Raw genomic sequence first — 20,253 nt, forward strand, 5'->3', positions numbered from 1 at the left:
GGATTCTCTACCTTTCTTGAAGGGTGGGTGCGGGCTCGAGGTCGACGGGCCCACCGGTGCGGGCGGAGCGATAGATCGCTTCGATCACCGCAAGTGATGTGCGGGCGTCACGACCGGTGACGGCAGGGTTGCGTCCGGTGCGTACCGCGTCGGCGAAGTCCTGCACCTGCAGGGTGTGGAAGTCGATCAGGCCCGCATTGACGTCGCCGACATCGAGGTTCGCGTCGATCCTCGGGTCCAGCGGGCTGTCGAGTTCGAGTTCTCCTGGGACGGTCCAGATCTCGTTGATCCCTTCGCGCCCTTCGGGAAACTCGTGCACGCTCGCGACAGCGCCGGTCCGCCCGATCACGGTGACCCGGTTACCGAGGTTGTGATCGACACCGGTGGTGGCGGTGATCGTGGCGGTGCCACCCGATGCGAAGGTGACGACGGCCGAGGCGGTGTCCTCGGTTTCGATGTGGTCGCCATGGAATCGAGTGCCTATCGTCCCGAAGACACGGACGGGGTCTCCCATGAACCACGCCAGCATGTCGATCTGGTGGACCGCCTGCGTCATGAGCACACCGCCGCCGTCGGTGTCCCACCGGCCACGCCATGCGTCCGCCGAGTAGTAGCTCGACGGACGGTGCAGCAGCACCGACACCTCGCCGAGCACGGGTGCGCCGAGTCGGCCGTCGTCGATCGCGGCTCTGATGCGCTGTGCGGCGGGCCAGAAGCGGCGTTGGAACAGCACTCCGAACGTGATGCCTGCCCGGTCGGCCGCGTCGATCATGCGGTCGGCGGCGGCCACATCCACGGCGATCGGTTTCTCGCACAACACGTGGATGCCGGCATCCGCAGCGGCGAGGACGATCTGCTCGTGAACGGGATGTGGGGTGCACACGGTGCACGCATCGAGTCCGAGCGCGAACAACTCCTCGACGGACGAGACGGCGTGCATGATGCCGTGCTGCTGCGCGAACACGCGGGCGCGATCGAGATCCGCGTCGGCGCAACCGACGATCTCGACACCCGGGATGTTCTGCAGAGCGCGGGCGTGGTTGCCGGTGATCCGGCCGCATCCGACGATACCGATGCGCAGCGCCATCAGAAGTGCTCCTCACGTTCGACATCGCGTGCAGCGCCCTCACCGCGGTCGAGCGCGTCGAGGGTGGCGACGTCCGCAGGGTCGAGATGGACGCGGACGGCGGCCAGGTTCTCCGACTGACGCTGCGGGTTCGCCGACCGTGCGATCGGGACGACATCGTGTGCCCGGTGCCACGCCAGGATCACCTGGGCCGGAGTAGCACCGAGACGGTCCGCGATCGCGGTGACCACCGGTGAACCCAAGGTCTCGCCCCGGCCGAGGGGGCTCCACGACTGGGTGAACACACCCAGTTCGTCGTCGGCGTGGCGCACGGGTAACCGGGCGATGGTCGGGTCCATCTGGATCTGGTTGACAGCGGGGGCTTCTCCCGTCTCGACGACCACCCTGCGCAGGTGGTGCTCGAGGAAGTTGGACACGCCCGCGTAGCGGACCAGGCCCGCGTCGCGACACTCGAGAATTCCCTCGAACGCGGCGACGTACCGGTCCAGTCGGGGTAGCGGCCAATGAATGAGGAACAGGTCGAGGTACTCGAGCCCCAGCCTGTCGAGGCTCCGCTCGACAGCTCCCCGGACATCTCCCGAAACATGATCATTGCCACGTAGTTTCGTGGTCACGAACAGTTCGTCGCGGGGTACTCCACACTCGGCGAGGGCCACACCTACAGCATCTTCGTTGTCGTAGATCGCGGCGGTATCGATCAAGCGGTAACCGGACTCGATGCCGCTGAGCACGGCGGTAGTGGCGTCCTGCCCCACCAGTGGCCAGGTGCCGAGTCCGATGGGCGGCAGCGCGGCGCGCACGGCATCCCGGGTCGTGACGGCGGTGCCGTCGGTGTCTGTCGTGACGGCGGTGCCGTCGGTGTATACAGGGGGATTCATGCGAGGGCCTCCGAGCGGGTGTCTGCGGCTGCGGTGATGCGTGCGGCCACGTCTGCGGCGGTGATGTTGGCTGCGTGGATGGACCCGCCATCGCCACTGGCGTCGCCCACACTGTGTACACCGAACGGCGGGGTGAGGCGTCGCAGTTCCGTGAGCAGGTCGGCGCGCGGTTCGATGCCCTGCGAGACGAGTAATTCGCCGGGCGCGTCCACGGTTCGGGTCTCGCCCTTGGTGGAGATCACAATCCGATGGGTGTCGATCCGGACGAGGCTCGAGGACAGATGTGCGGTGAAGTTCTCGGCGGCGGCGAGGCGCGGCAGCAGGACGATCTTGGCGCGGCGTCCGACATCGTGAGCGACGGTCGGCTGCGGTCCGATCATGACGACGTCGGTTCCCTTCAACAGCAGGTCGTCGGCGACGGCGGCGGCTTCGCGATCGGCACCGAAGATGGTGATGGCGTCGGGTGCCGGTTCACCGGAGGCGAGGAAGTCCCGGACGTCACGGACGCGCCGGGTGTGCAGGCCGGGCACGTCGAGGGCGGGACCGCGTCCTCCGGTGGCAAGCACGATCGCGTCGAAATCGAGCGTGGCAAGAGTCCGGGCATCCACGCTCACCCCGGTGTGGCAGGTCACCGGGAGATCGGCTAGTTCAGCGAGATACCAGTCGATGATCCGCCGATACTCCGGGTATTCGTGGAGATCGGCTGCGAGCGCGAAATCCCCTCCGAGGCTGTCACGTTCATCGTAGATATCCACGTGATGGCCGACGACGGCCAGTTCGCGAGCCACCGACAGACCGGCCGGTCCACCGCCGACGACGGCGACGCGCACCGGGGTACGGGCCGATTCGGTGGGCTGATCGAGTTCTCGCCCCACCCACGGGTTCACCGAGCAGGGAACAGCTCCGGCGGCGAGGCTGTCTATGCAGTAGTTGCAGGCAATGCACGGGCGGTAGCGCCGGCCTTCGAGCGCACGGTTCGGGAAGTCCGGGTCAGCGTGCAGTGTGCGGGCCATGGATACGAAATCGGCCTGGCCGGAGGCGATGATCTCCTCGGCCGATTCGGGGGTGCTGATGCGACCGGCAACACCGACGGGGATGTCGAAGTCGCGCGTGTACTGCTCGGCATAGGGGGCGAGCAGGCCTCGAGCCCACTCACCGGGCTGGATGATCCACTGCCCCGCTTCATAGTTTCCTGCCGACACGTCGAGAAAATCGAGGCGGCGCGTATCGATTGCGTCGAGGCGCGCGCGGGTGGTGTCGGCATCGAGACCGCCCTCGACGCCTTCGAACGCGGAGAAACGGATACCGAGTGCCAGATCGGGCGCCGCGGAACGCACGGCGTCGATGACACGGTTGACGAACAGGGTGGGATCGGCCCACTTGTCGTCGCGCTGATTGTAGGCGGGCGAGAGGAACTGGTGGATGAGGTATCCGTGGCCGCCGTGCAGCGACAACACGTCGACGCCTGCCCGCGCGCAGCGCGCGGCGGCCTCGCCGAAGCACTCGATGATGTGCTCGATGTCGTCGTCCTCGAGCTGCTCGGGCATCTCGCCACCGACGACCATGCACGGGATGGGGGTGGGTGCGACCGGAACGAATCCGCTGACGGCGCCCTGTGCGGTGCGACCGCCGTGGTTGAGTTCCACCCCGACGAGCGCGCCGTACGCGTGCACTGCCTCGGCCATGCGGGCGATGCCGGGAATGCGATCGTCGTCGTCGACACCCATCTGCCGGATACGGCCCTTGCCGTCGGCCCGCACATAGGCGGCTTCGGTGAACACCAGCGCCGCGCCGCCGGCGGCGCGGCGTTCGAGGTAGGCGAGGTACTCGTCGGTCATGGTGCCATCGGGGTCGCAGTAGTTGCGTTCCATGGGCGCGGACACGAAGCGGTTGCGCAGTCGCACCGGCCCGAGTTCGAGTGGCCGGGCGAAGGCGGGGGTGGTCATCGGGTCTCCTGAGTCCGGGTTGCTGCCGAAGTCGCGAGTGCACGTTCGGCGATCAGTTCGGCAAGATGGCGGCGCATACGGTCTGCGTCGGCGCGCACACCCGTGAGCAGCGTGAACGTATCGGCTGCCTGAGCAACGAGCATGTGCCCGCCGTCGAGGACCTCGCATCCGAGAGACTGTGCAGCCGAGAGCAGTTCGGTGCGCATCGGGCGGTAGACGATGTCGACGACCCACAGGTCCGGGCGCAGCGCCGCGGGATCGAAAGGGGTGCCGGGGTGGCCGGTCATGCCGATCGGCGTTGCATTGACCACACCGGTGCACGCGGGCAGTGCATCGCCGATCTGCGTCACTGCGAGAGGTGTCGTGCGGATGCCGCCGACTGCTGCGGACACGCGCGCACACACAGCCGCAGCACGGTCCGCGTCGACGTCCGCGATCTGCAGGTGTGCAACTCCTGCGGCGGCGAGCGCATACGCGACGGCGGAGCCGGCGCCGCCCGCCCCCACGAGGAGCACAGTGTGGAGGTCGACTCCGGGCAATCCACCACGCAGAGCCGTCAGGAAGCCGCTGTGATCGGTGTTGTGACCGATCAACCGGCCGTCGTCCACCACTACGGTGTTGACGGCACCCAGCAGCCGCGCGTTGTCCGACAGGTCGTCGAGGGCGGGAATGACGAGCTGTTTGCAGGGATGTGTGATGTTCAACCCGGTGTGGCCGTCGCGGACCGCTTTGCGGACGACGTCGGCGGTGTCGGAGACGTCCAGGTTCTCGGCGTCGAGGTCGATCAGGTCGTAGCGGTAGTTGCCGAGACCGAGCTCGACGGCTTCGCGGGTGTGCAGGGCCGGCGACAGCGACGAGCCGATTCCGGCGCCGACCAGCGCGATACGGTGCGCGGTGGACACTATGATGCTCCTGTGGGGTGGGGTGCTTCGGCGCTCACGGGGAGCACCTCGGTGAGGGCGATCGGTCAGGCGTCCGCGAAGCTCTTCTCGAGTTTCGCCGGTGAGCTGGGGCTCGATCCGCCGAGTTCCTCGGTGGGGGTGCGGTAGGTTTCGGGACCGGTCAGCGCAGCGCCCGCGGACAGGACGGCGAAGCCCAAGCACATCCACGCGACGGGGGCCCAGTTTGCGACGTCACCGGACGAGATGACCTGCGCGATCGCGGGGGTGAATCCGGCGACCAGCAGACCGAGCATCAGGCTCACGGCCATGCCGGTGTAGCGCACCTTTGCGGGGAACTGCTCCGGGAAGTAGGCCGGGTAGATGCCGTTGGGCATCGCATAGAAGAAACCGATCATGATGATGCCGCTGGCGAAGACCATCGGTGCGCTACCGGTGCTGATCGCATGGAAGAACACGAACACCATGCCGCCCGATCCGATCGCGCCGAACACGAACACCGGCTTGCGTCCGATGCGGTCGGCGAGGATCCCGAAGAGCGGTTGAGTGAGCACCGCGACGAAGTTGGCGGCGGCGATCGCCCACAGCATCGAAGACCGGTCCATGCCCTGCACATCGACTGCGTACGCGAGGGCGAAAACGTTGACGATGGTGTTGATCATCGCGAAGCTGGACGACAGGCTGACGCGGATCACCGTGCGCCAATGCGAGCGGAACATCTCGACGACGGGCAGCGACGCCGTCTCACCGTTCTCCTGCATTTCCTCGAACACCTCGGGCTCGTCGAGCTTGCGACGCAGCCACACGGCAACGACCGTCACAACGATGCTCAGCCAGAACGGGACCCGCCAGCCCCACGAGTACAGGGCCTCATCAGGCAGCGACGCCACCGGAATGAAGACCAGGCTCGACACGACGATTCCGAACATGATGCCGCTCATGGTGAACGACGTGAAGAACGCGCGACGGCGCTCCGGAGCGTGCTCGAGGGTGAGCGATGACGACCCAGGCGATTCACCGCCGGCGGACAATCCCTGCAACAACCGGAGCAGCACCAGGATCACGGGTGCGGCCATACCGATCTGGTCGTAGGTGGGCAGGCAACCGATGATGAACGTCGAGACCCCCATCATGAGCAAACAAGCCAGAAGCGCGTTGCGCCGGCCGAATTTGTCGCCCCAGTGTCCCCACAGCACCGCGCCGAGCGGACGCGCCACATACGCGACGCCCAGGGTACTGATCGACAGCAGAGTCGCGGTCGCGCCGCCGCCGGGGAAGAATATGTGGCTGAAGACCAGGGCCGCGGCAGAGCCGTAGATGAAGAAGTCGTAGTACTCGAGTGTGCTTCCGAGGAAGCCGGAGATCGCCGCCCGGCGGGCGTTCGCGGTGCTGCCCGTACCGGGCGCGGCCGCGTGGCTGTTCGTCATCTGATGTTCCTTTCGTCCCAGAATCCGACGAACACCGAGGACTCCTCGGAGAAGACGGCCCTCATACTCGCCGGAACGAAACGAGAGTGACACGCAGCACTATTTCGCGTCCAACACTGAAAAAGTCTTTGAAAAAGACCGATTACGTCTCAATAGGGCCGGGCAGGATCTCCTCGGCGAGATCGAGCGCTACCTGTAATGCCGGCGAGATCCGCTTGCGCGACCACCCGAGACCGTGCTGCATATAGACAGGCTCACCGGCAAGGGGCACGAACACGGTGCCGGGCGGGGCGATCGGTGCGATTCCCGAGGTCATGAGCGCGACACCGACTCCGGTCGAGACGAGCAGCAGGATCATGTACGGGTCGGTGATCTCCTGCACGATGCGTGGCCGGAAGCCCGCGTCCAGACAGGCGCGCATCGCCACTTCCTGCAACGACGATCCCGCGGAGATCGGCGTGGTGATGAACCCGTCGTCGGCGAGATCGCGGAGGTCGATCTCCGATTCACCGGCGAGTGGATGGTCTGTCGGTAGCACCGCCCCGAACGGTTCACGACGGATCAGCCGCGTCGCGACGCTCACCGACTGCACAGGAAGCCCCACGAAGGCCAGATCGAGTGCGCCGCTTTCCAGTTGATCCACCGCATCACGCGTCATGATTCGACCGACAAGAGTCAGTTCGATGTCCGGATAGCGCTGACGTAGCGCACGGGTGAGCGGCGGTAGCGCCAGATGGTTCAGCACACCCGTGAACCCGATCCTGATCCGGCCGTAGACGCGCCCTTCCGAGGCGCGGGCGGCCTGCCTGGCCGTCTCGACATTTTCGAGAATCTGGTAGGCGTGCGGAAGAAAGGCGTGCCCGCCCGCAGTGAGCGCGACACTGCGGGTGTTGCGTTCGAACAGAGTGACGCGGAGATCCTTCTCGAGTTTGCGCACCGTCTGGCTCAGCGGCGACTGCGCCATCTGCAACCGTTGGGCGGCGCGGCCGAAGTGCAGTTCCTCGGCGACCGCCACGAACGCTTGTATCCAGCGAATTTCCACCGATTTCCTCCTCGAGGAATTGACGCCCGCCTCCGCGGCCGTATATTTGTCTCGCACACAACAGTGACATCAATTATGCCGACTTTGTACATAGTTTGTACTCGGTTCGTACATAGTTCCCCGAGGAGACCTCCGATGATCACCTATCCCACACGCGCGACCGCACTCGTCACCGGAGGTGCCAGCGGAATCGGCGCAGCGTGCGCGAAACGCCTCGTTGATGCCGGTGTGCAGGTCACCACCGCCGACATCGCCCCCGGCGCCGACGACTATCTCGACGTCACCGACCCTGATTCCGTCGACCGGCTGCGAATGCGCGTGGGCAAGGTGGACATCCTCGTCAACAGCGCCGGCATCGTAGGCCCGTCCGCACCCGTGACCGACGTCGACTTCACCGACTGGCAACGCACTTTCCGCGTCAACGTCGACGGCACCTTCCTGATGTGCCGCGCGTTCACCCCTGGCATGATCGAGTCCGGATGGGGACGCATCGTGAACCTGGCGAGCATCGCGGCGAAGGACGGAAACCCCACCCAGAGCGCATATTCGGCGTCGAAGGCCGCCGTGATCGCCTTGACCAAATCCCTCGGCAAGGAGATCGCCACGACGGGCGTGCTCGCCAATGTCGTCGCCCCGGCGGCCGTGGAAAGCCCCATGAACGCCGACACCGACCCGGCGATCCTCGCCCGTTCACAGAGCCTGACTCCGATGAGCCGGATGGGCCGCCCGGAGGAGATTGCGGAACTCGTCGCGTGGCTGTCTTCGGACGCGTTGAGCTACTCCACCGGCGCCGTGTACGACGCGAGCGGTGGGCGTGCGTCGTACTGACGCAACTGTCGTGCCGGTACCAGCGCGAGGTCAGCGACGCCGCATCCGCACGTAATTGCCCACCACAGCGGCACCGAGGCCGTCGAGGTCCGGCGCGACCACCCGACCACCCACACGGCGTGCCATCCTGTCGACGATCCGCGCAAGTCCGGGATCGTCGCCGAGTCGGAAGATCGTCACCTGCGCATCGATCTTCGCGAGGTGGTCGAGTTCGCGCACGGTCAGCCCGAGTGTCCGTGCGCTCGGCGGATAGTCGAACGCCGCGTACCCGTCCGGTTCCAGGTGCGCGGTCGGTTCCCCATCGGTGACGACGAGGACCACCGGTTGCGCGTTCGGATGTCGTCGTAGATGCCTGCCGGCGAGCAACAGCGCGTGATGCAGGTTGGTGCCCTGCTCGTAGACGCCGTCCAACCCTGCGAGTTCAGGAGCCGTGACCACCCGCGCGTGCCGTCCGAACGCGATGAGTTGCAACGCATCACCGCGGAATCGGGTGGACACGAGGTGGTTCAACGCGAGTGCAGTGCGCTTCATCGGCACCCATCGCCCGTCCATGACCATCGAGAACGAGGTGTCGACGAGAAGCGCGACCGCAGCCTGTGCGCGCTGTTCCGTCTCGACCACTTCGACGTCCGACACCGCCATCCGCACTGGTACACCTGGATCGCGCAGCGTCGCATTGGTCAACGTGCGCACGACATCCCACGGTTCGGTATCGCCGAACTCCCACGGCCTGGCCGCTCCGGTCGGCTCCCCCATCGCCCCCGCGCGCCGCGTCTCGCGTTGCCCGCCCCGCGACGAGATCCGGTTCATCACATCGCGCAACGCGTGCTGCCCGAGTTGCCGCATTGCCTTCGGAGACAGACGCCACTGCCCGTCGGCTCCGCGGTCGAAGAATCCCTGCTTCTGCAGTTCCTTCTCGAGTTCGGCGAGGGTCCGCGCATCGGCGACGGCTTCGGGGCCGAGGTGACGTTCGAGGGCATCGAGGTCGACATCGTCGAGCGAGGCACCCGCGTATTGTTGCGAGAGCTGCTCGGCGAGCTGGTCGAGTTCGGAAATCTCTTGCAGCGCACCGGTGCCCTCACCGAGCCCCATGCCCTCGTCGCCGCGGAACCGTTGCGAACCCGTCCAGTCCTCGCCGGGCCTGGCTGCGCGCAGGTTGCCGTCGAGCCGGTCGAGTTGCTGCATGAGGTCTTGCGAGCCGAATGCCTGCTGGGCCAGCGCATCGAGTTCGTCGCGCTGTTCCTGCGTCAGCGAATTGCGTAGTCGCTGCGCTGCCGCGGCACGCTGTGCGAGGGAATCGAGGAGTTCCTCGACGTTCTGCGGATTCTCCGGGAAGAAGTCGCCGTGTTCGGCCATGAACTGCGCGAAGTCCTCCGGGGTGTCCTCACCGCGCGAGTGCTTGTCGAGCAGATCGTTGAGGTCCGACAGCATGTCGGCGATACGCTGCCGATCTTCGTCGGTCGCGCCCTCTAGCGCCTGCTTCATACCGGCGAACCGTTGGTCGAGCATCTCCCGACCCAGCAGGTCGCGGATCTTCTCGTAGTCCTCGCGCGCCTCGGCGCTCCGCCAGTCGTAGTCGGCCAGTTCCTGCACGGCCTGCGCCGTGGAGCTCGGGAGTTCCTCCATGCGCATCTCCGAGAAGCGCGCATCGTCGTCGAGGGCCCGCGCGAGCGTCTTCCGTTCTTCGAGGACGGCCTTGTCCAGCAGTTCGCGCACCTCCCGCAGGGTGCCGTCGAGGTTGTTGCGGTCGAGCAGCTCACGCTTACGCCTGTTCGCCTGCGCTGCAAGCTTGTCCAGGCCACGCATGTTGCCCTGTCCGCGCCGGAGGAGCTCGCGCAAAGCCTGTCGCGGCGAACTGCCCGCGAGGACGTCGTCGCCGATCGACGCGAGGGCATCACGCAGGTCCACCGGCGGGGCGAGCGGATCACCTCCGTGATAGGGACCGTAGCGAGCTGCCCTGCTCATCAGGAATACACCGCCGCGCCGTCGTCGCCCGTGTCCTTGGAGATGCGCCGCGCCAGGTAGAGCCCCTCGAGTGCGAACTCGATCGCTGAGGCGCGAGTACCGGGATCGCTCGCGCCGAGGCGGTCGGCGATGTCGTCGAGCACGGGCAGTTCGGGAAGTTCGTCGAGCAGCACCTTCGCGGTGATCCGCTCCCCCGTGACCACAGGATCTCCCTGTTCGACGGCCGCAACGAGCGGGGCGAGGTCGATGCCGGCCAGGCGAGCACGGGCGGTCTCGGCGGTAGCGCGCCGCAGCAGGTGGTCGAGGACCTCGAATTCTCGCCCCTCCTCACCGGACTCGAATTCGACCTTGCCGCGCAATACTTCGACGACGGTGCCGAGATCGACCGGACGCGCCACCGGATCGTCCTCCCCCAGCACCGCACCGCGGCGCACAGCCGAAGCGGCGACGGTCTCGGCCCCCGCGACCGCGAACCGTGCCGAGACACCGGACCGTTGGTCGACCGAAGTCGACTCGCGCAGCAGCCTGGTGAAGCGCGCGAGGATCTCGAGCAGGAAACCGGGAACACGGGACTGCAGTTCGGCCTCCTGCCGGATCACCGCGATCTCGTCGTCGAGTTCCATCGGGTAGTGCGTACGGATCTCCGCGCCGAAGCGATCTTTGAGCGGGGTGATGATGCGTCCGCGGTTCGTGTAGTCCTCAGGGTTGGCGCTCGCGACGAGCAGCACGTCCAGCGGCAGCCTGATGGTGTACCCGCGCACTTGGATGTCGCGTTCCTCCATGACGTTCAGCAGCGACACCTGGATGCGTTCGGCGAGGTCGGGAAGCTCGTTGACGGCGACGATGCCGCGGTGCGACCGCGGCACGAGACCGAAATGGATGGTCTCGGGGTCGCCGAGGCTACGCCCCTCCGCGACCTTGACCGGGTCGACGTCGCCCACGAGGTCGGCGACGGATGTGTCCGGGGTGGCCAGCTTCTCCGCGTAACGCTCGCTGCGGTGCCGCCACGCGACGGGCAGGTCGTCGCCGAGTTCGGCCGCGCGGCGGATGGACGCGGGTGTGATCGGCTCGTACGGGTGTTCGCCCAGTTCCGACCCGGCGATCACTGGTGTCCATTCGTCCAGGAGCAGCGGCAGGGTGCGCAGCAGGCGGGTCTTGCCCTGGCCTCGTTCACCGAGCAGCACCACGTCGTGGCCGGCGAGCAGCGCCCGCTCGAGCTGCGGGACCACCGTCTCGTCGAATCCGACGATTCCTGGCCACGGATCGGTGCCGTCGCGCAGGGCGGTGAGCAGATTCTGTCTGATCTCGTCCTTGACGGAACGCTGCACGTGTCCGGACGCGCGCAGATCACCGAGAGTGGACGGGCGGGATGAGGGGGACGTCACCCCACCAAAGGTACGACCGTCGCGACGTTTCGGCATCCCCTCGCGAATCGGGCGGGCGAAAGGACGGCAATCTGCGGCGCCGCGCATACACTTCCGCTCATGGACACCTGGCTCCTGGCGGTGCTGCTCGGGCTCGGCCTGGCCGCCGCGACCGGGTTGCGCACGTTCCTTCCCCTGCTGATGTTGAGCGCGGCCGTGCACTTCGAACTGTTCGGAATCGTGGTGGGCGATTCCATGCAGTGGGTCGGTTCCACGGCGGCGCTCACCGCGTTGGCGATCGCAACGGTCGCGGAAGTGCTCGCCGATCTGATCCCGCTGGTCGACAATGCGTTGTTCCTGGCCGGTACGGTCACCCGTCCGATCGCGGGGGCCCTGGTGGCGTGGGCGGCGTTCAGCAACCTCGATCCGACGTGGGCGGCGATCGCCGGGATCGTCGTGGGCGCGCCCACCGCGCTCGCGGTGAGCACCGCGCAGACCGGTACCCGCGCCGTGAGTACCGCCACAACCGCAGGAGTCGGCAACCCTGTGCTGTCGGTGATCGACAGCACCGTGTCGTTCGTGACGTCGTTGATCGCGCTGGTCCTGCCGCTGCTGGTGATCCCTCTGTTGATCTTGTTCGGGTGGCTCGGGTTCAAGGGATACGGACGGATGCGACGCGCGCGCCGCGCACGAACGGCCTGACTGTTCGCAGGGTGCGGCCCTTCTGATAGACAAATGACATGTCGGACACCGAGATCACCTTTTCCAGCGGCGATGTGACCCTGCACGGCAGCATGCGCATCCCCGTCTCGATCAAGGGAGCGGTACCGGCAGTCCTGTTGCTCGCAGGCAGCGGCCCCACCGATCGCAACGGCGACAGCTCCCTGCTCCCGGGACAGATCGGCACCCTCCGGCACCTTGCCGACGTCCTCGAAGACAACGGATTCGCGAGCCTGCGCTACGACAAGCTCGGCAGCGGCACCACGGGCCTGGGCCCCTACGACGTCGAGGACGTCGCCGATCTCGGGTTCTCGACCTTCATCGATGCCGCCGCCGACGCACTGGCCTTCCTCGCTCGGCAACGCGGCGTCGATTCCTCTCGGATGTACGTCATCGGGCACAGCGAGGGCGCACTGATCGCCCTGTCGCTCGCTCAGGACAACGCCCGCACCGAACACGACATCAAGGGCCTCGGACTGCTCGAGCCGCTGGCCGTGCGCCTCCTCGACCTACTCACCGCCCAGATCGACGCCCAGCTCGACGCCGTGGTGTCCGCGCGACAGCTGCCCGTGCAGATCGCCGACGAACTGCGTGTCGCGCTGGCGGGCGCGGTCGAGTCACTGCGCGCCGACGGCACACTGAGCGACAACCTGCCCGAGCCGCTGCGCAATGCGGGTCTGGTCTCGGCGAACGCTAAGGCACTCGCCGAAGAGGACGCGCTCGATCCGCGGATGCTCGCCGCGCAGGTCGAAGGCAATCTCCCCGTCCTCACGACCGTCTCGTCGAAGGACATCCAGGTCCGCATCGAAGACGTCGACGCGCTCGACTCCGCGCTCGTACACACTCGGTTGACGTCGCTGCGCATGCAGCGCACCAACCACGTTCTCAAGGACATCGGCGACCAGCAGTCCACCGGTTCCGACTACGTCGCCGACCTGCCGTACTCCCAGGAGTTCACCTCCGGGTTCCAGAAATGGCTCGCATCCCTCTGACCAGGGCACCCGCAACCTGCGCGGAATACAAAATGTCGCTTTCGCGTCGATAGTGTATGGTTTGCCGTTAACCCGCTGGAGTACACGAGAAAGGTACGGTCCGATGCATCACAAGCATCAGTTCTGCAAGCGCCGTTCCGTTCCGTTCGCGTTCTTCCACTCCCACGTAGCCTCGCGGCAACCCCGAGAATAAAGTCCTCAACGACTGGCCTCTCGGGCACCCGGGCACATCGCCCCGGGTGCCTTTTTCTTTACCTTCCGACAGGAGAACACCATGAAATTCCGACTCACCCCTACCGGCGAGATCCCGAAGGATCTACCCGACGATCTGACGGGCCACGCCATCACGATCGACCTCAGCCACGTGGACGCCGAAAAGGGCGCTGAAGCTGCGGTCCTCATCCGCAAACTGCTCGACCGCGGCGCTGCGCGCCTGGTCATCGCAGACGATCGCGGCGTCCTCGACGCCCCCGCACAGCAGACCGCCCACCCGCACGCCGCCTGAGAACGGCAACTGCGAGTGGGCGGTGGCCCTGCGAAAAGGTTCGCTCAGCTCGAGATCAGTGCGCGAAGTGGCGCGCACCCGTCAGGTACAGCGTGATCCCGGCCTCGCGAGCAGCGTCGATGACCTCGTTGTCGCGCACCGATCCACCCGGTTGCACCACGGCCTTGACGCCCGCCTCGGTCAGAACCTGCAGGCCGTCCGCGAACGGGAAGAACGCGTCGGACGCTGCAACGGAACCGACGACCCGATCGCCGGCGCGAGTCACCGCGAGCCGCGACGAATCGACCCGGTTGACCTGGCCCATACCGACGCCGACGGTCGCGCCGCCCGACACCAGCAGGATCGCGTTCGACTTCACGGCACGCACCGTGCGCCACGCGAACTCGAGGTCGCGCAGGGTCGCCGCGTCCGCAGGGTCACCGCACGCAAGCTGCCAGTTGGCGGGCGAATCGCCCTCTGCGGTGAGCGCGTCGCGCTCCTGCAGGAGCAGGCCACCCGAGATCTGACGCATCTCGATCTGCGCGGCCTTCGGCGAATCCGCGCGCAGGATGCGGATGTTCTTCTTACGCGAGAGCACCTCGACGGCGCCGTCGGCGTACGACGGAGCAATGATCACCTCGGTGAAGATCTCGGCGACCTGCTCGGCCATCTTCACGCTCACCTCACGGTTCGCGGCGATCACGCCACCGAATGCCGAGACCGGATCGCATTCGTGCGCATTGCGGTGAGCCGTAGCGACGTCGTCGGCGATCGCGATGCCACACGGGTTGGCATGCTTGATGATCGCGACGCACGGCTCGCTGTGGTCGTGCGCGGCACGCCACGCAGCGTCGGCGTCCTGGTAATTGTTGTACGACATTTCCTTGCCGTGGAACTGCTCGGCCTGCGCCAATCCGGGCTCGCCGCCCTCGGACACGTACAGCGCGGCAGCCTGGTGCGGGTTCTCGCCGTAACGCAGCACGTTCGAACGGGTCCACGTGGCTCCCGCCCACGCCGGGAACTGCGACTGCACTTCCTCTGCGACACCCCCCGTCACTTCGCTCACCCCCGCCTCGGCTGCATAACCGCTGTTCATCCAGCTCGCGACCGCGACGTCGTACGCAGCGGTGTGCTGGAAAGCCTGCGACGCAAGACGCTTGCGCTGCGCGAGCGTGAATCCGCCGCCCTTGACGGCGTCGAGGACGTCACCGTAGGCGTCGGGATCGACGACCACCGCGACCGACGGGTGGTTCTTCGCCGCGGCGCGCACCATGGACGGACCGCCGATGTCGATCTGCTCGACACACTCGTCGGGGGTCGCGCCCGAGGCCACGGTCTGCGTGAACGGATACAGATTGACGATCACCAGCTCGAACGCCTCGATGCCGAGATCAGCGATCTGGTCGAGGTGGTCCTGCTTACGCGTGTCGGCGAGGATGCCGGCGTGCACGCGCGGGTGCAGCGTCTTGACGCGACCTTCGAGGCATTCGGGGAACCCGGTGAGCTCCTCGACGCGAGTCACGGGCACTCCTGCTCCGGCGATCGTCGCGGCAGTGGAGCCGGTGGACACCAGTTCGACGCCCGCATCGTGCAGCCCACTCGCCAGCTCGGCCAGTCCGCTCTTGTCGTAGACGCTGACCAGTGCGCGGCGCACAGCCTTACGTTCGGTCACTGGGGATCACGGCCTTTCGTCCATCGGATACAACTCCACGGGTCGCGACGGCGGCGACAACGTCGACCAGCAAGCGTCGTTCCACAATCTTGATGCGTTCGTGCAGGGCAGCCTCGTCGTCGCCGTCGAGGACCGGCACGGGTTCCTGCGCAAGTATCGGCCCGGTGTCGACACCACCGTCGACGAGGTGCACGGTCGACCCGGTGACCTTCACGCCGTACGCCAGCGCATCGGGGACAGCATGCGCACCGGGGAACGCCGGCAGCAGAGCGGGGTGCGTGTTGATGATGCGCCCGCCGAATCGTTCGAGGAACGCGGTGCCGAGGATCTTCATGAACCCAGCGGTGACGATCAGGTCGGGTTCGTGTTCGGCGACGGCCTTGGTGAGAGCGCGATCCCATTCGCCGCGGTCGGCGTAGTCCCGCAGTGTCGTCTTGAATTGCGGGATGTCGGCGGCGTCGGCGTGCTCCTGCGCGGTGCACTCGCGGTCGACGCCGACTGCGACGATCTGCGCGGGATACCCGCCGGTGAGAGCCGCGTCGATGAGCGAGCGCAGAAGACTTCCCGTGCCCGAAGCGAGGACGACGATCCGCGCGGGCGCGGTGGGCGGCAGCTGGTCACGCGAGGCAGTCAGCGCTCTACTCCTGGAACTCGAGGGGGCAGGCCGGAAAGGCGGCCGCTTCAGAGACTAGTCGCCGTCCTTCTCACGCTTGACTTCGACCTCCCCGTCGACAGTGTCGGGCGCCGCCCCCGCATCCGATTCGTCGGTATCCGTCTCGTCCGTGTCCGTCTCGTCCGTGTCCGTCTCGTCTTCGTCGAGGTCGACGACTTCGGCCTCGATGACGTTCGGGTCGTCGGCGGCGTCTTCGGCCTCCTCGGCGTCTTCGGCATCGTCGGCATCGTCGAGGTCATCGGTAGCCACCGCATCGGGCCCCTCGATCGCCTTGATCTCGTCGTCGACATCGACGTCGTCATCATCGGAATCGAGGTCGTCATCGTCCTCGTAGTCGTCGTACGCGTCCTCGACCGCCTGTGCCGCAGCGAACCTGCCTTCGCGCCACATCAGCAGCTGTGCGGTGATCAGCCCGAGCAACCCGACCCACGCGAAGACCAGAACACCCGTGAGCCACCAGTTGCTGCCCACGATCCCGAATATCCCCAGCGGGCCACCCGCAGCCCAGGTCAGCAGCGCGATCGTGACGCCGGTCTGTGCGGCGGCCGCGAGAAGCGTCAGCGACGCGTCGGCGCTGCGCACCGGAACACCGTCGGCCTGTGCCTGCAGGACGCGGTGAGCGACGAACCTGCCCGCGAGCGCGCCGACAGTCGCGGGAACAGCCAGCATCACCGGCCAGAATGCAGCTGCGGGACCGGCCGGAATCACGGCGAGGACGGGGAGTGCCGGCAGGTCGCCGCCGCTCGCCTCGAACAGACTCAATCGGACGTCGCCGAACTGCACGGTACTACCGGCAAGAATCGACGAGGCGCCGAGGAAGACGTTGGGGAGATAGAGAATGGACAGCACTGTCAGCCCGAGGACGCCGACGACTCCCCCACCGCGCTCGAGCAGGTCGCCCATCGTGGTCCACGACAACACCATGCCGACCAGGGTGAGTACGCCACCCATCGCGAACATGCTCAGCAGCGCTCGCATCGCCGGACGCACCGACAGAACGAGCCATTCGGGAACGTCGTACCGCCGACACATCACGGGCCATGTCCGGGCACCGATCCCCAACACGGCGGCCAGCAAATACAGACCGTTCACCCATGCGAGAGCGGCAGCCGCGTTGGGTGGCGCCACCGGGAGCACACCCGCGGCATCCTGCATCACGACGAGCGCGACCACGGTGACGATCAAGGGCCCCGCAAGGGTCGCGACGACGATCCGCGCGGCGTCCTGCAGCGTCAGGTTCTGTTCGGTGTGGTCGATGGTCGCATCCACGGCTGCGGCGCTTGCCCGCGCAGCCTGCCACACGATCAGCCCCGTGGGGAGCAATGGCAGCACGCCGAGTGACGTGCCGTCGATCGTCAGGGTCACCTGATGCAGTGCAAGCCACGTCCCGGCGATCGCTGCGTAGATTCCCGTGAGATCACTGTTCACCGCGACCATCGTGATCACCACGACGGTCGCGACGAAGGCGATCGTCACTGCGGGAACACGCGCCGCCGCTGCGATCAGGATCCGGAAGCGCTCCGAGTCGATCCGGTCGTCCTCGGAAGGTGTGTGCCGAATTGGCCGGCCTAGCGTCGAAGTCATCATCTCGATGGTTACACCGTCGGTCGGCCGACTGCGTCAGGCGCGCCGATCACCGCTGGTCGTCGGGTGCACGAAACACCTGGGTCGGCGCATCATCGGTGTTCTCCGCCACAGGCGCCGTGGCCGATCCGGTGTCGCGGGACGGCTCGGGCTCGGCATCCTGTGACTGGGCAGGCTCGTGCGGCTGGGCAGGCTCGTGCGGCTGCTCCGCGTCGCGCTGTGCCGCCGCGTACGGCTGCAGGTATTCGCTGTAGGGCGCCTGCTGGGGACTCTGCCCCGAGAACGCGCCCTGGTGGCCCGGGTAGTGCTGCTGCATCCCCGGGTACTGCGTCTGACCGGGTTGCTGCGGCACTCCGAACTGCTGAGTTCCGAACTGCTGGGCTCCGAACTGCTGGGCGGGATACTGCGTGTCGAACCGGCCCGTCGGAAACTGCTGGCTCTGCTGCGGACCGCCCTGCTGGGGACCGACCGGCTGGGGTGCACCTTGCGGGAGGGGTTGCTGCGGGAAGCCCTGTCCGTACGCGCCCTGCGGGGCAGGGCGTTGTCCCGGCACCAGCACGCCGATCCCGAAGAGCAGCGCGAACACGGCGAGCGCCGTCTGCAGGAGACCGAGAACGAGAATCGTCACGCCACCCCAGGCGATACCTGTGTCCTGGGGCAGGTGGAACAGCTGGAACATCGACGTCACGAAACCGACCCCCGACGCGACCACCGCGGCCGCGCGCAGATCCTGACCGGGCAGCAACGACAGAGCCGCACAACCGCCGCCGAACAGCAGCAACGCCAGCGGCACGACTGCAAACCCGAAGTCGAACGACGACAACGACACGAACGAGCCGAACGTGATCCTCACGTACGGGGCCAGCCCGACGATGAAGTTCACGACGCCGAGCACCGCCACGCCGATCGGCAACAGCAACGGCACAACCTTGCTCTGGACGGATGGGCCGCTGGGGTATGACATCGATCCTCCTGCAGTAGTCGGTCGCTGATGACCACCCTATGCACCCGGCGCCAGAATGGTGGCCATGCCGCACACACTCGCGCCAGGATCGGACATCGTCGTCGAGACGGAGGTGAAGAATTCACGGTTCCTCGCCGCGATCCGTCGGGTGCACTCGTCCGGCGACGCCACTGCATTCGTCGACGAACAACGTCGGTCGTATCCGGACGCGCGTCACCATTGCTGGGCGTTCGTCGTGGGTGACGATCAGGCGCACCGGGCGGAACGGTCGAGCGACGACGGAGAGCCCGGCGGCACGGCCGGTGTCCCGATGCTGCAGGTGCTGCACCACCGCGATCTCGTGAACCTCGTCGTGGTGGTCACGCGCTGGTTCGGCGGCATCAAACTCGGTGCGGGAGGTCTCGTCCGCGCCTACTCCGGTGCTGTGTCGACGGCATTGGACACCGCGTCGCTCGTCGAACGACAGAAACGCGACAAGTTCACGTTGGAGGTGGGGCATGCCGACGCCGGTCGGCTCGAGGCCGAACTGCGCGGGCGCGGAGTAGCAATGCTCGACGTCGCCTACGCCGACCAGGTGGTGTTCACGGTCGCGGGCGATGCGACAGAACTCGAAGGCCTCGTTGCGTCGCTCACCTCGGGTGCAGGTGGGCTCGAACCCGCGGGCACCGAATGGATCGACCTTTGACTCCCTCCCCGATCGGAGCGAAGGGACAGAGGTCGGGCGACCAACGGGTGAAAACGAGAACGCGGCGCCTGCCCGGACCGTGTGGTCCGGGCAGGCGCCGCGGTGAATCTGCTCAGGCGCTACAGGCTCAGAGCGAAGCGAGGATCTCACGCGCGAGCGCAGCGGTCTCGGACGGCGTCTTGCCGACCTTCACCCCTGCAGCCTCGAGTGCGTCCTTCTTGGCCTGGGCCGTGCCCGAGGAACCGGAGACGATGGCGCCGGCGTGGCCCATGGTCTTGCCCTCGGGAGCGGTGAAGCCGGCCACATAGCCGACGACCGGCTTGGTGACGTTGGCCTTGATGTAGTCGGCGGCACGCTCCTCGGCGTCGCCACCGATCTCACCGATCATCACGATGACCTTGGTCTCGGGATCCTTCTCGAACGCCTCGATGGCGTCGATGTGGGTGGTACCGATGACCGGGTCGCCGCCGATGCCGATGGCAGTCGAGAAGCCGTACTCGCGCAGCTCGAACATCATCTGGTAGGTCAGGGTGCCCGACTTGGAGACCAGGCCGACCGGGCCCGTACCGGCGATGTTCGCCGGGGTGATGCCGACGAGCGCCTCGCCCGGGGTGATGATGCCGGGGCAGTTGGGGCCGATGATCCGGGTCTTGTTGCCCTTCTCGACGTTGTAGGCCCACGCGTACGCGGAGTCCTGCACCGGGATGCCCTCGGTGATGACCACGAGCAGCGGGATCTCCGCGTCGATGGCTTCGACGATCGCGTCCTTGGAGAAGGCCGGGGGAACGAACGCGATGGAGACATCCGCGCCGGTCTCCTTCATGGCCTCGGCGACGGTCCCGAAGACCGGCAGCTCGACCGCGTTGCCGTCCTTGTCGGTGTGCGAGACCGTGGTGCCGGCCTTGCGAGCGTTGACGCCACCGACGACCTGCGTGCCGGCCTTGAGCATCAGTGCGGTGTGCTTGGTGCCCTCGCCGCCGGTGATGCCCTGGACGATGACCTTGGAATCCTTGGTAAGGAAGATTGCCATTGTTCTGTATCCC

At 66.8% G+C, this 20,253-nt stretch carries 18 protein-coding genes; 5 read left to right on the forward strand and 13 right to left on the reverse strand.

Annotation, left to right across the window (positions count from 1 at the left end; all coding sequences use genetic code 11):
• Positions 1 to 7 precede the first annotated feature (7 nt).
• From ACZ46K_RS26550 to ACZ46K_RS26575, 6 genes are all read right to left on the reverse strand, one after another.
• Positions 8 to 1,087: a Gfo/Idh/MocA family protein gene (locus ACZ46K_RS26550; RefSeq protein ID WP_054805363.1), complete on the reverse strand. Its 1,080-nt coding sequence runs from the start codon at positions 1,085 to 1,087 to the stop codon at positions 8 to 10.
• Positions 1,087 to 1,965 (reverse strand): aldo/keto reductase, encoded by an 879-nt coding sequence (locus tag ACZ46K_RS26555; RefSeq protein WP_464745681.1) that lies wholly within the window; start codon positions 1,963 to 1,965, stop codon positions 1,087 to 1,089. Before ACZ46K_RS26555 ends, ACZ46K_RS26550 begins: the two co-directional genes overlap by 1 nt.
• Positions 1,962 to 3,911 (reverse strand): NADH:flavin oxidoreductase, encoded by a 1,950-nt coding sequence (locus tag ACZ46K_RS26560; protein WP_054810560.1) that lies wholly within the window; start codon positions 3,909 to 3,911, stop codon positions 1,962 to 1,964. Before ACZ46K_RS26560 ends, ACZ46K_RS26555 begins: the two co-directional genes overlap by 4 nt.
• Positions 3,908 to 4,819: a shikimate dehydrogenase gene (locus tag ACZ46K_RS26565; protein WP_464749478.1), complete on the reverse strand. Its 912-nt coding sequence runs from the start codon at positions 4,817 to 4,819 to the stop codon at positions 3,908 to 3,910. Before ACZ46K_RS26565 ends, ACZ46K_RS26560 begins: the two co-directional genes overlap by 4 nt.
• Positions 4,820 to 4,878: 59 nt before the next feature.
• Positions 4,879 to 6,237, reverse strand: a complete 1,359-nt coding sequence (locus tag ACZ46K_RS26570; protein ID WP_054805362.1) for an MFS transporter — start codon at positions 6,235 to 6,237, stop codon at positions 4,879 to 4,881.
• A gap of 142 nt (positions 6,238 to 6,379) precedes the next feature.
• Positions 6,380 to 7,279 (reverse strand): LysR family transcriptional regulator, encoded by a 900-nt coding sequence (locus ACZ46K_RS26575; RefSeq protein ID WP_464745684.1) that lies wholly within the window; start codon positions 7,277 to 7,279, stop codon positions 6,380 to 6,382.
• Between the two features lie 135 nt (positions 7,280 to 7,414).
• Here ACZ46K_RS26575 and ACZ46K_RS26580 point away from each other — a divergent pair, with 135 nt between their 5' ends.
• Positions 7,415 to 8,107, forward strand: coding sequence for an SDR family NAD(P)-dependent oxidoreductase (locus ACZ46K_RS26580; RefSeq protein WP_054805361.1), 693 nt, complete (start codon positions 7,415 to 7,417; stop codon positions 8,105 to 8,107).
• A gap of 30 nt (positions 8,108 to 8,137) precedes the next feature.
• Here the strand turns inward: ACZ46K_RS26580 and ACZ46K_RS26585 are convergent, their stop codons facing one another.
• Both ACZ46K_RS26585 and ACZ46K_RS26590 read right to left on the reverse strand, forming a co-directional pair.
• Positions 8,138 to 10,072: a vWA domain-containing protein gene (locus tag ACZ46K_RS26585; RefSeq protein WP_464745687.1), complete on the reverse strand. Its 1,935-nt coding sequence runs from the start codon at positions 10,070 to 10,072 to the stop codon at positions 8,138 to 8,140.
• The gene (locus tag ACZ46K_RS26590; protein WP_054805360.1) at positions 10,072 to 11,457 is read right to left on the reverse strand and encodes a sigma 54-interacting transcriptional regulator; all 1,386 of its coding nucleotides are present in this window, start codon (positions 11,455 to 11,457) and stop codon (positions 10,072 to 10,074) included. The genes ACZ46K_RS26585 and ACZ46K_RS26590 overlap by 1 nt, the downstream gene beginning before the upstream one ends.
• A gap of 99 nt (positions 11,458 to 11,556) precedes the next feature.
• On the opposite strand from ACZ46K_RS26590, the gene ACZ46K_RS26595 reads away from it, so the two are divergent.
• From ACZ46K_RS26595 to ACZ46K_RS26605, 3 genes are all read left to right on the forward strand, one after another.
• Complete coding sequence (locus ACZ46K_RS26595; RefSeq protein ID WP_054805359.1) at positions 11,557 to 12,138, forward strand: DUF4126 domain-containing protein; 582 nt, start codon at positions 11,557 to 11,559, stop codon at positions 12,136 to 12,138.
• A 38-nt stretch (positions 12,139 to 12,176) separates the two neighbouring features.
• The gene (locus ACZ46K_RS26600; protein WP_054805358.1) at positions 12,177 to 13,148 is read left to right on the forward strand and encodes an alpha/beta hydrolase; all 972 of its coding nucleotides are present in this window, start codon (positions 12,177 to 12,179) and stop codon (positions 13,146 to 13,148) included.
• A 274-nt stretch (positions 13,149 to 13,422) separates the two neighbouring features.
• Positions 13,423 to 13,653 (forward strand): hypothetical protein, encoded by a 231-nt coding sequence (locus tag ACZ46K_RS26605; RefSeq protein ID WP_464745690.1) that lies wholly within the window; start codon positions 13,423 to 13,425, stop codon positions 13,651 to 13,653.
• A gap of 55 nt (positions 13,654 to 13,708) precedes the next feature.
• Here ACZ46K_RS26605 and purH read toward each other — a convergent pair whose 3' ends face one another.
• Genes purH through ACZ46K_RS26625 form a run of 4 tightly spaced genes read right to left on the reverse strand, consistent with a single transcriptional unit; the run spans position 13,709 to position 18,525 of the window.
• A complete protein-coding gene (gene purH / locus ACZ46K_RS26610) occupies positions 13,709 to 15,304 on the reverse strand; it encodes a bifunctional phosphoribosylaminoimidazolecarboxamide formyltransferase/IMP cyclohydrolase (protein WP_464745692.1) in 1,596 nt (531 codons plus the stop codon).
• Positions 15,291 to 15,938, reverse strand: coding sequence for a phosphoribosylglycinamide formyltransferase (gene purN, locus ACZ46K_RS26615; protein ID WP_464749479.1), 648 nt, complete (start codon positions 15,936 to 15,938; stop codon positions 15,291 to 15,293). The genes purH and purN overlap by 14 nt, the downstream gene beginning before the upstream one ends.
• A gap of 54 nt (positions 15,939 to 15,992) precedes the next feature.
• The gene (locus ACZ46K_RS26620) at positions 15,993 to 17,561 is read right to left on the reverse strand and encodes a cell division protein PerM (RefSeq protein WP_464745694.1); all 1,569 of its coding nucleotides are present in this window, start codon (positions 17,559 to 17,561) and stop codon (positions 15,993 to 15,995) included.
• A 49-nt stretch (positions 17,562 to 17,610) separates the two neighbouring features.
• Positions 17,611 to 18,525: a DUF5336 domain-containing protein gene (locus ACZ46K_RS26625; protein WP_464745696.1), complete on the reverse strand. Its 915-nt coding sequence runs from the start codon at positions 18,523 to 18,525 to the stop codon at positions 17,611 to 17,613.
• Positions 18,526 to 18,589: 64 nt separating this feature from the next.
• On the opposite strand from ACZ46K_RS26625, the gene ACZ46K_RS26630 reads away from it, so the two are divergent.
• Complete coding sequence (locus ACZ46K_RS26630) at positions 18,590 to 19,210, forward strand: IMPACT family protein (RefSeq protein ID WP_054805364.1); 621 nt, start codon at positions 18,590 to 18,592, stop codon at positions 19,208 to 19,210.
• A 127-nt stretch (positions 19,211 to 19,337) separates the two neighbouring features.
• Here ACZ46K_RS26630 and sucD read toward each other — a convergent pair whose 3' ends face one another.
• Positions 19,338 to 20,240, reverse strand: coding sequence for a succinate--CoA ligase subunit alpha (gene sucD, locus ACZ46K_RS26635; RefSeq protein WP_464745699.1), 903 nt, complete (start codon positions 20,238 to 20,240; stop codon positions 19,338 to 19,340).
• Between the last annotated feature and the right edge of the window lie 13 nt (positions 20,241 to 20,253).

The organism is Rhodococcus sp. JCM 9793, assembly GCF_055380405.1.

Excerpts from the sequence above, each read along its gene's own strand:
- ACZ46K_RS26625 (WP_464745696.1), bottom strand. The coding sequence starts at position 18,525 with ATGTCATACCCCAGCGGCCCATCCGTCCAGAGCAAGGTTGTGCCGTTG.
- ACZ46K_RS26600 (WP_054805358.1), top strand. The coding sequence starts at position 12,177 with ATGTCGGACACCGAGATCACCTTTTCCAGCGGCGATGTGACCCTGCAC.
- ACZ46K_RS26585 (WP_464745687.1), bottom strand. The coding sequence starts at position 10,072 with ATGAGCAGGGCAGCTCGCTACGGTCCCTATCACGGAGGTGATCCGCTC.
- ACZ46K_RS26630 (WP_054805364.1), top strand. The coding sequence starts at position 18,590 with ATGCCGCACACACTCGCGCCAGGATCGGACATCGTCGTCGAGACGGAG.
- ACZ46K_RS26580 (WP_054805361.1), top strand. The coding sequence starts at position 7,415 with ATGATCACCTATCCCACACGCGCGACCGCACTCGTCACCGGAGGTGCC.
- ACZ46K_RS26560 (WP_054810560.1), bottom strand. The coding sequence starts at position 3,911 with ATGACCACCCCCGCCTTCGCCCGGCCACTCGAACTCGGGCCGGTGCGA.
- ACZ46K_RS26605 (WP_464745690.1), top strand. The coding sequence starts at position 13,423 with ATGAAATTCCGACTCACCCCTACCGGCGAGATCCCGAAGGATCTACCC.
- ACZ46K_RS26570 (WP_054805362.1), bottom strand. The coding sequence starts at position 6,237 with ATGACGAACAGCCACGCGGCCGCGCCCGGTACGGGCAGCACCGCGAAC.
- ACZ46K_RS26595 (WP_054805359.1), top strand. The coding sequence starts at position 11,557 with ATGGACACCTGGCTCCTGGCGGTGCTGCTCGGGCTCGGCCTGGCCGCC.
- ACZ46K_RS26550 (WP_054805363.1), bottom strand. The coding sequence starts at position 1,087 with ATGGCGCTGCGCATCGGTATCGTCGGATGCGGCCGGATCACCGGCAAC.
- sucD (WP_464745699.1), bottom strand. The coding sequence starts at position 20,240 with ATGGCAATCTTCCTTACCAAGGATTCCAAGGTCATCGTCCAGGGCATC.
- ACZ46K_RS26555 (WP_464745681.1), bottom strand. The coding sequence starts at position 1,965 with ATGAATCCCCCTGTATACACCGACGGCACCGCCGTCACGACAGACACC.
- ACZ46K_RS26620 (WP_464745694.1), bottom strand. The coding sequence starts at position 17,561 with ATGACTTCGACGCTAGGCCGGCCAATTCGGCACACACCTTCCGAGGAC.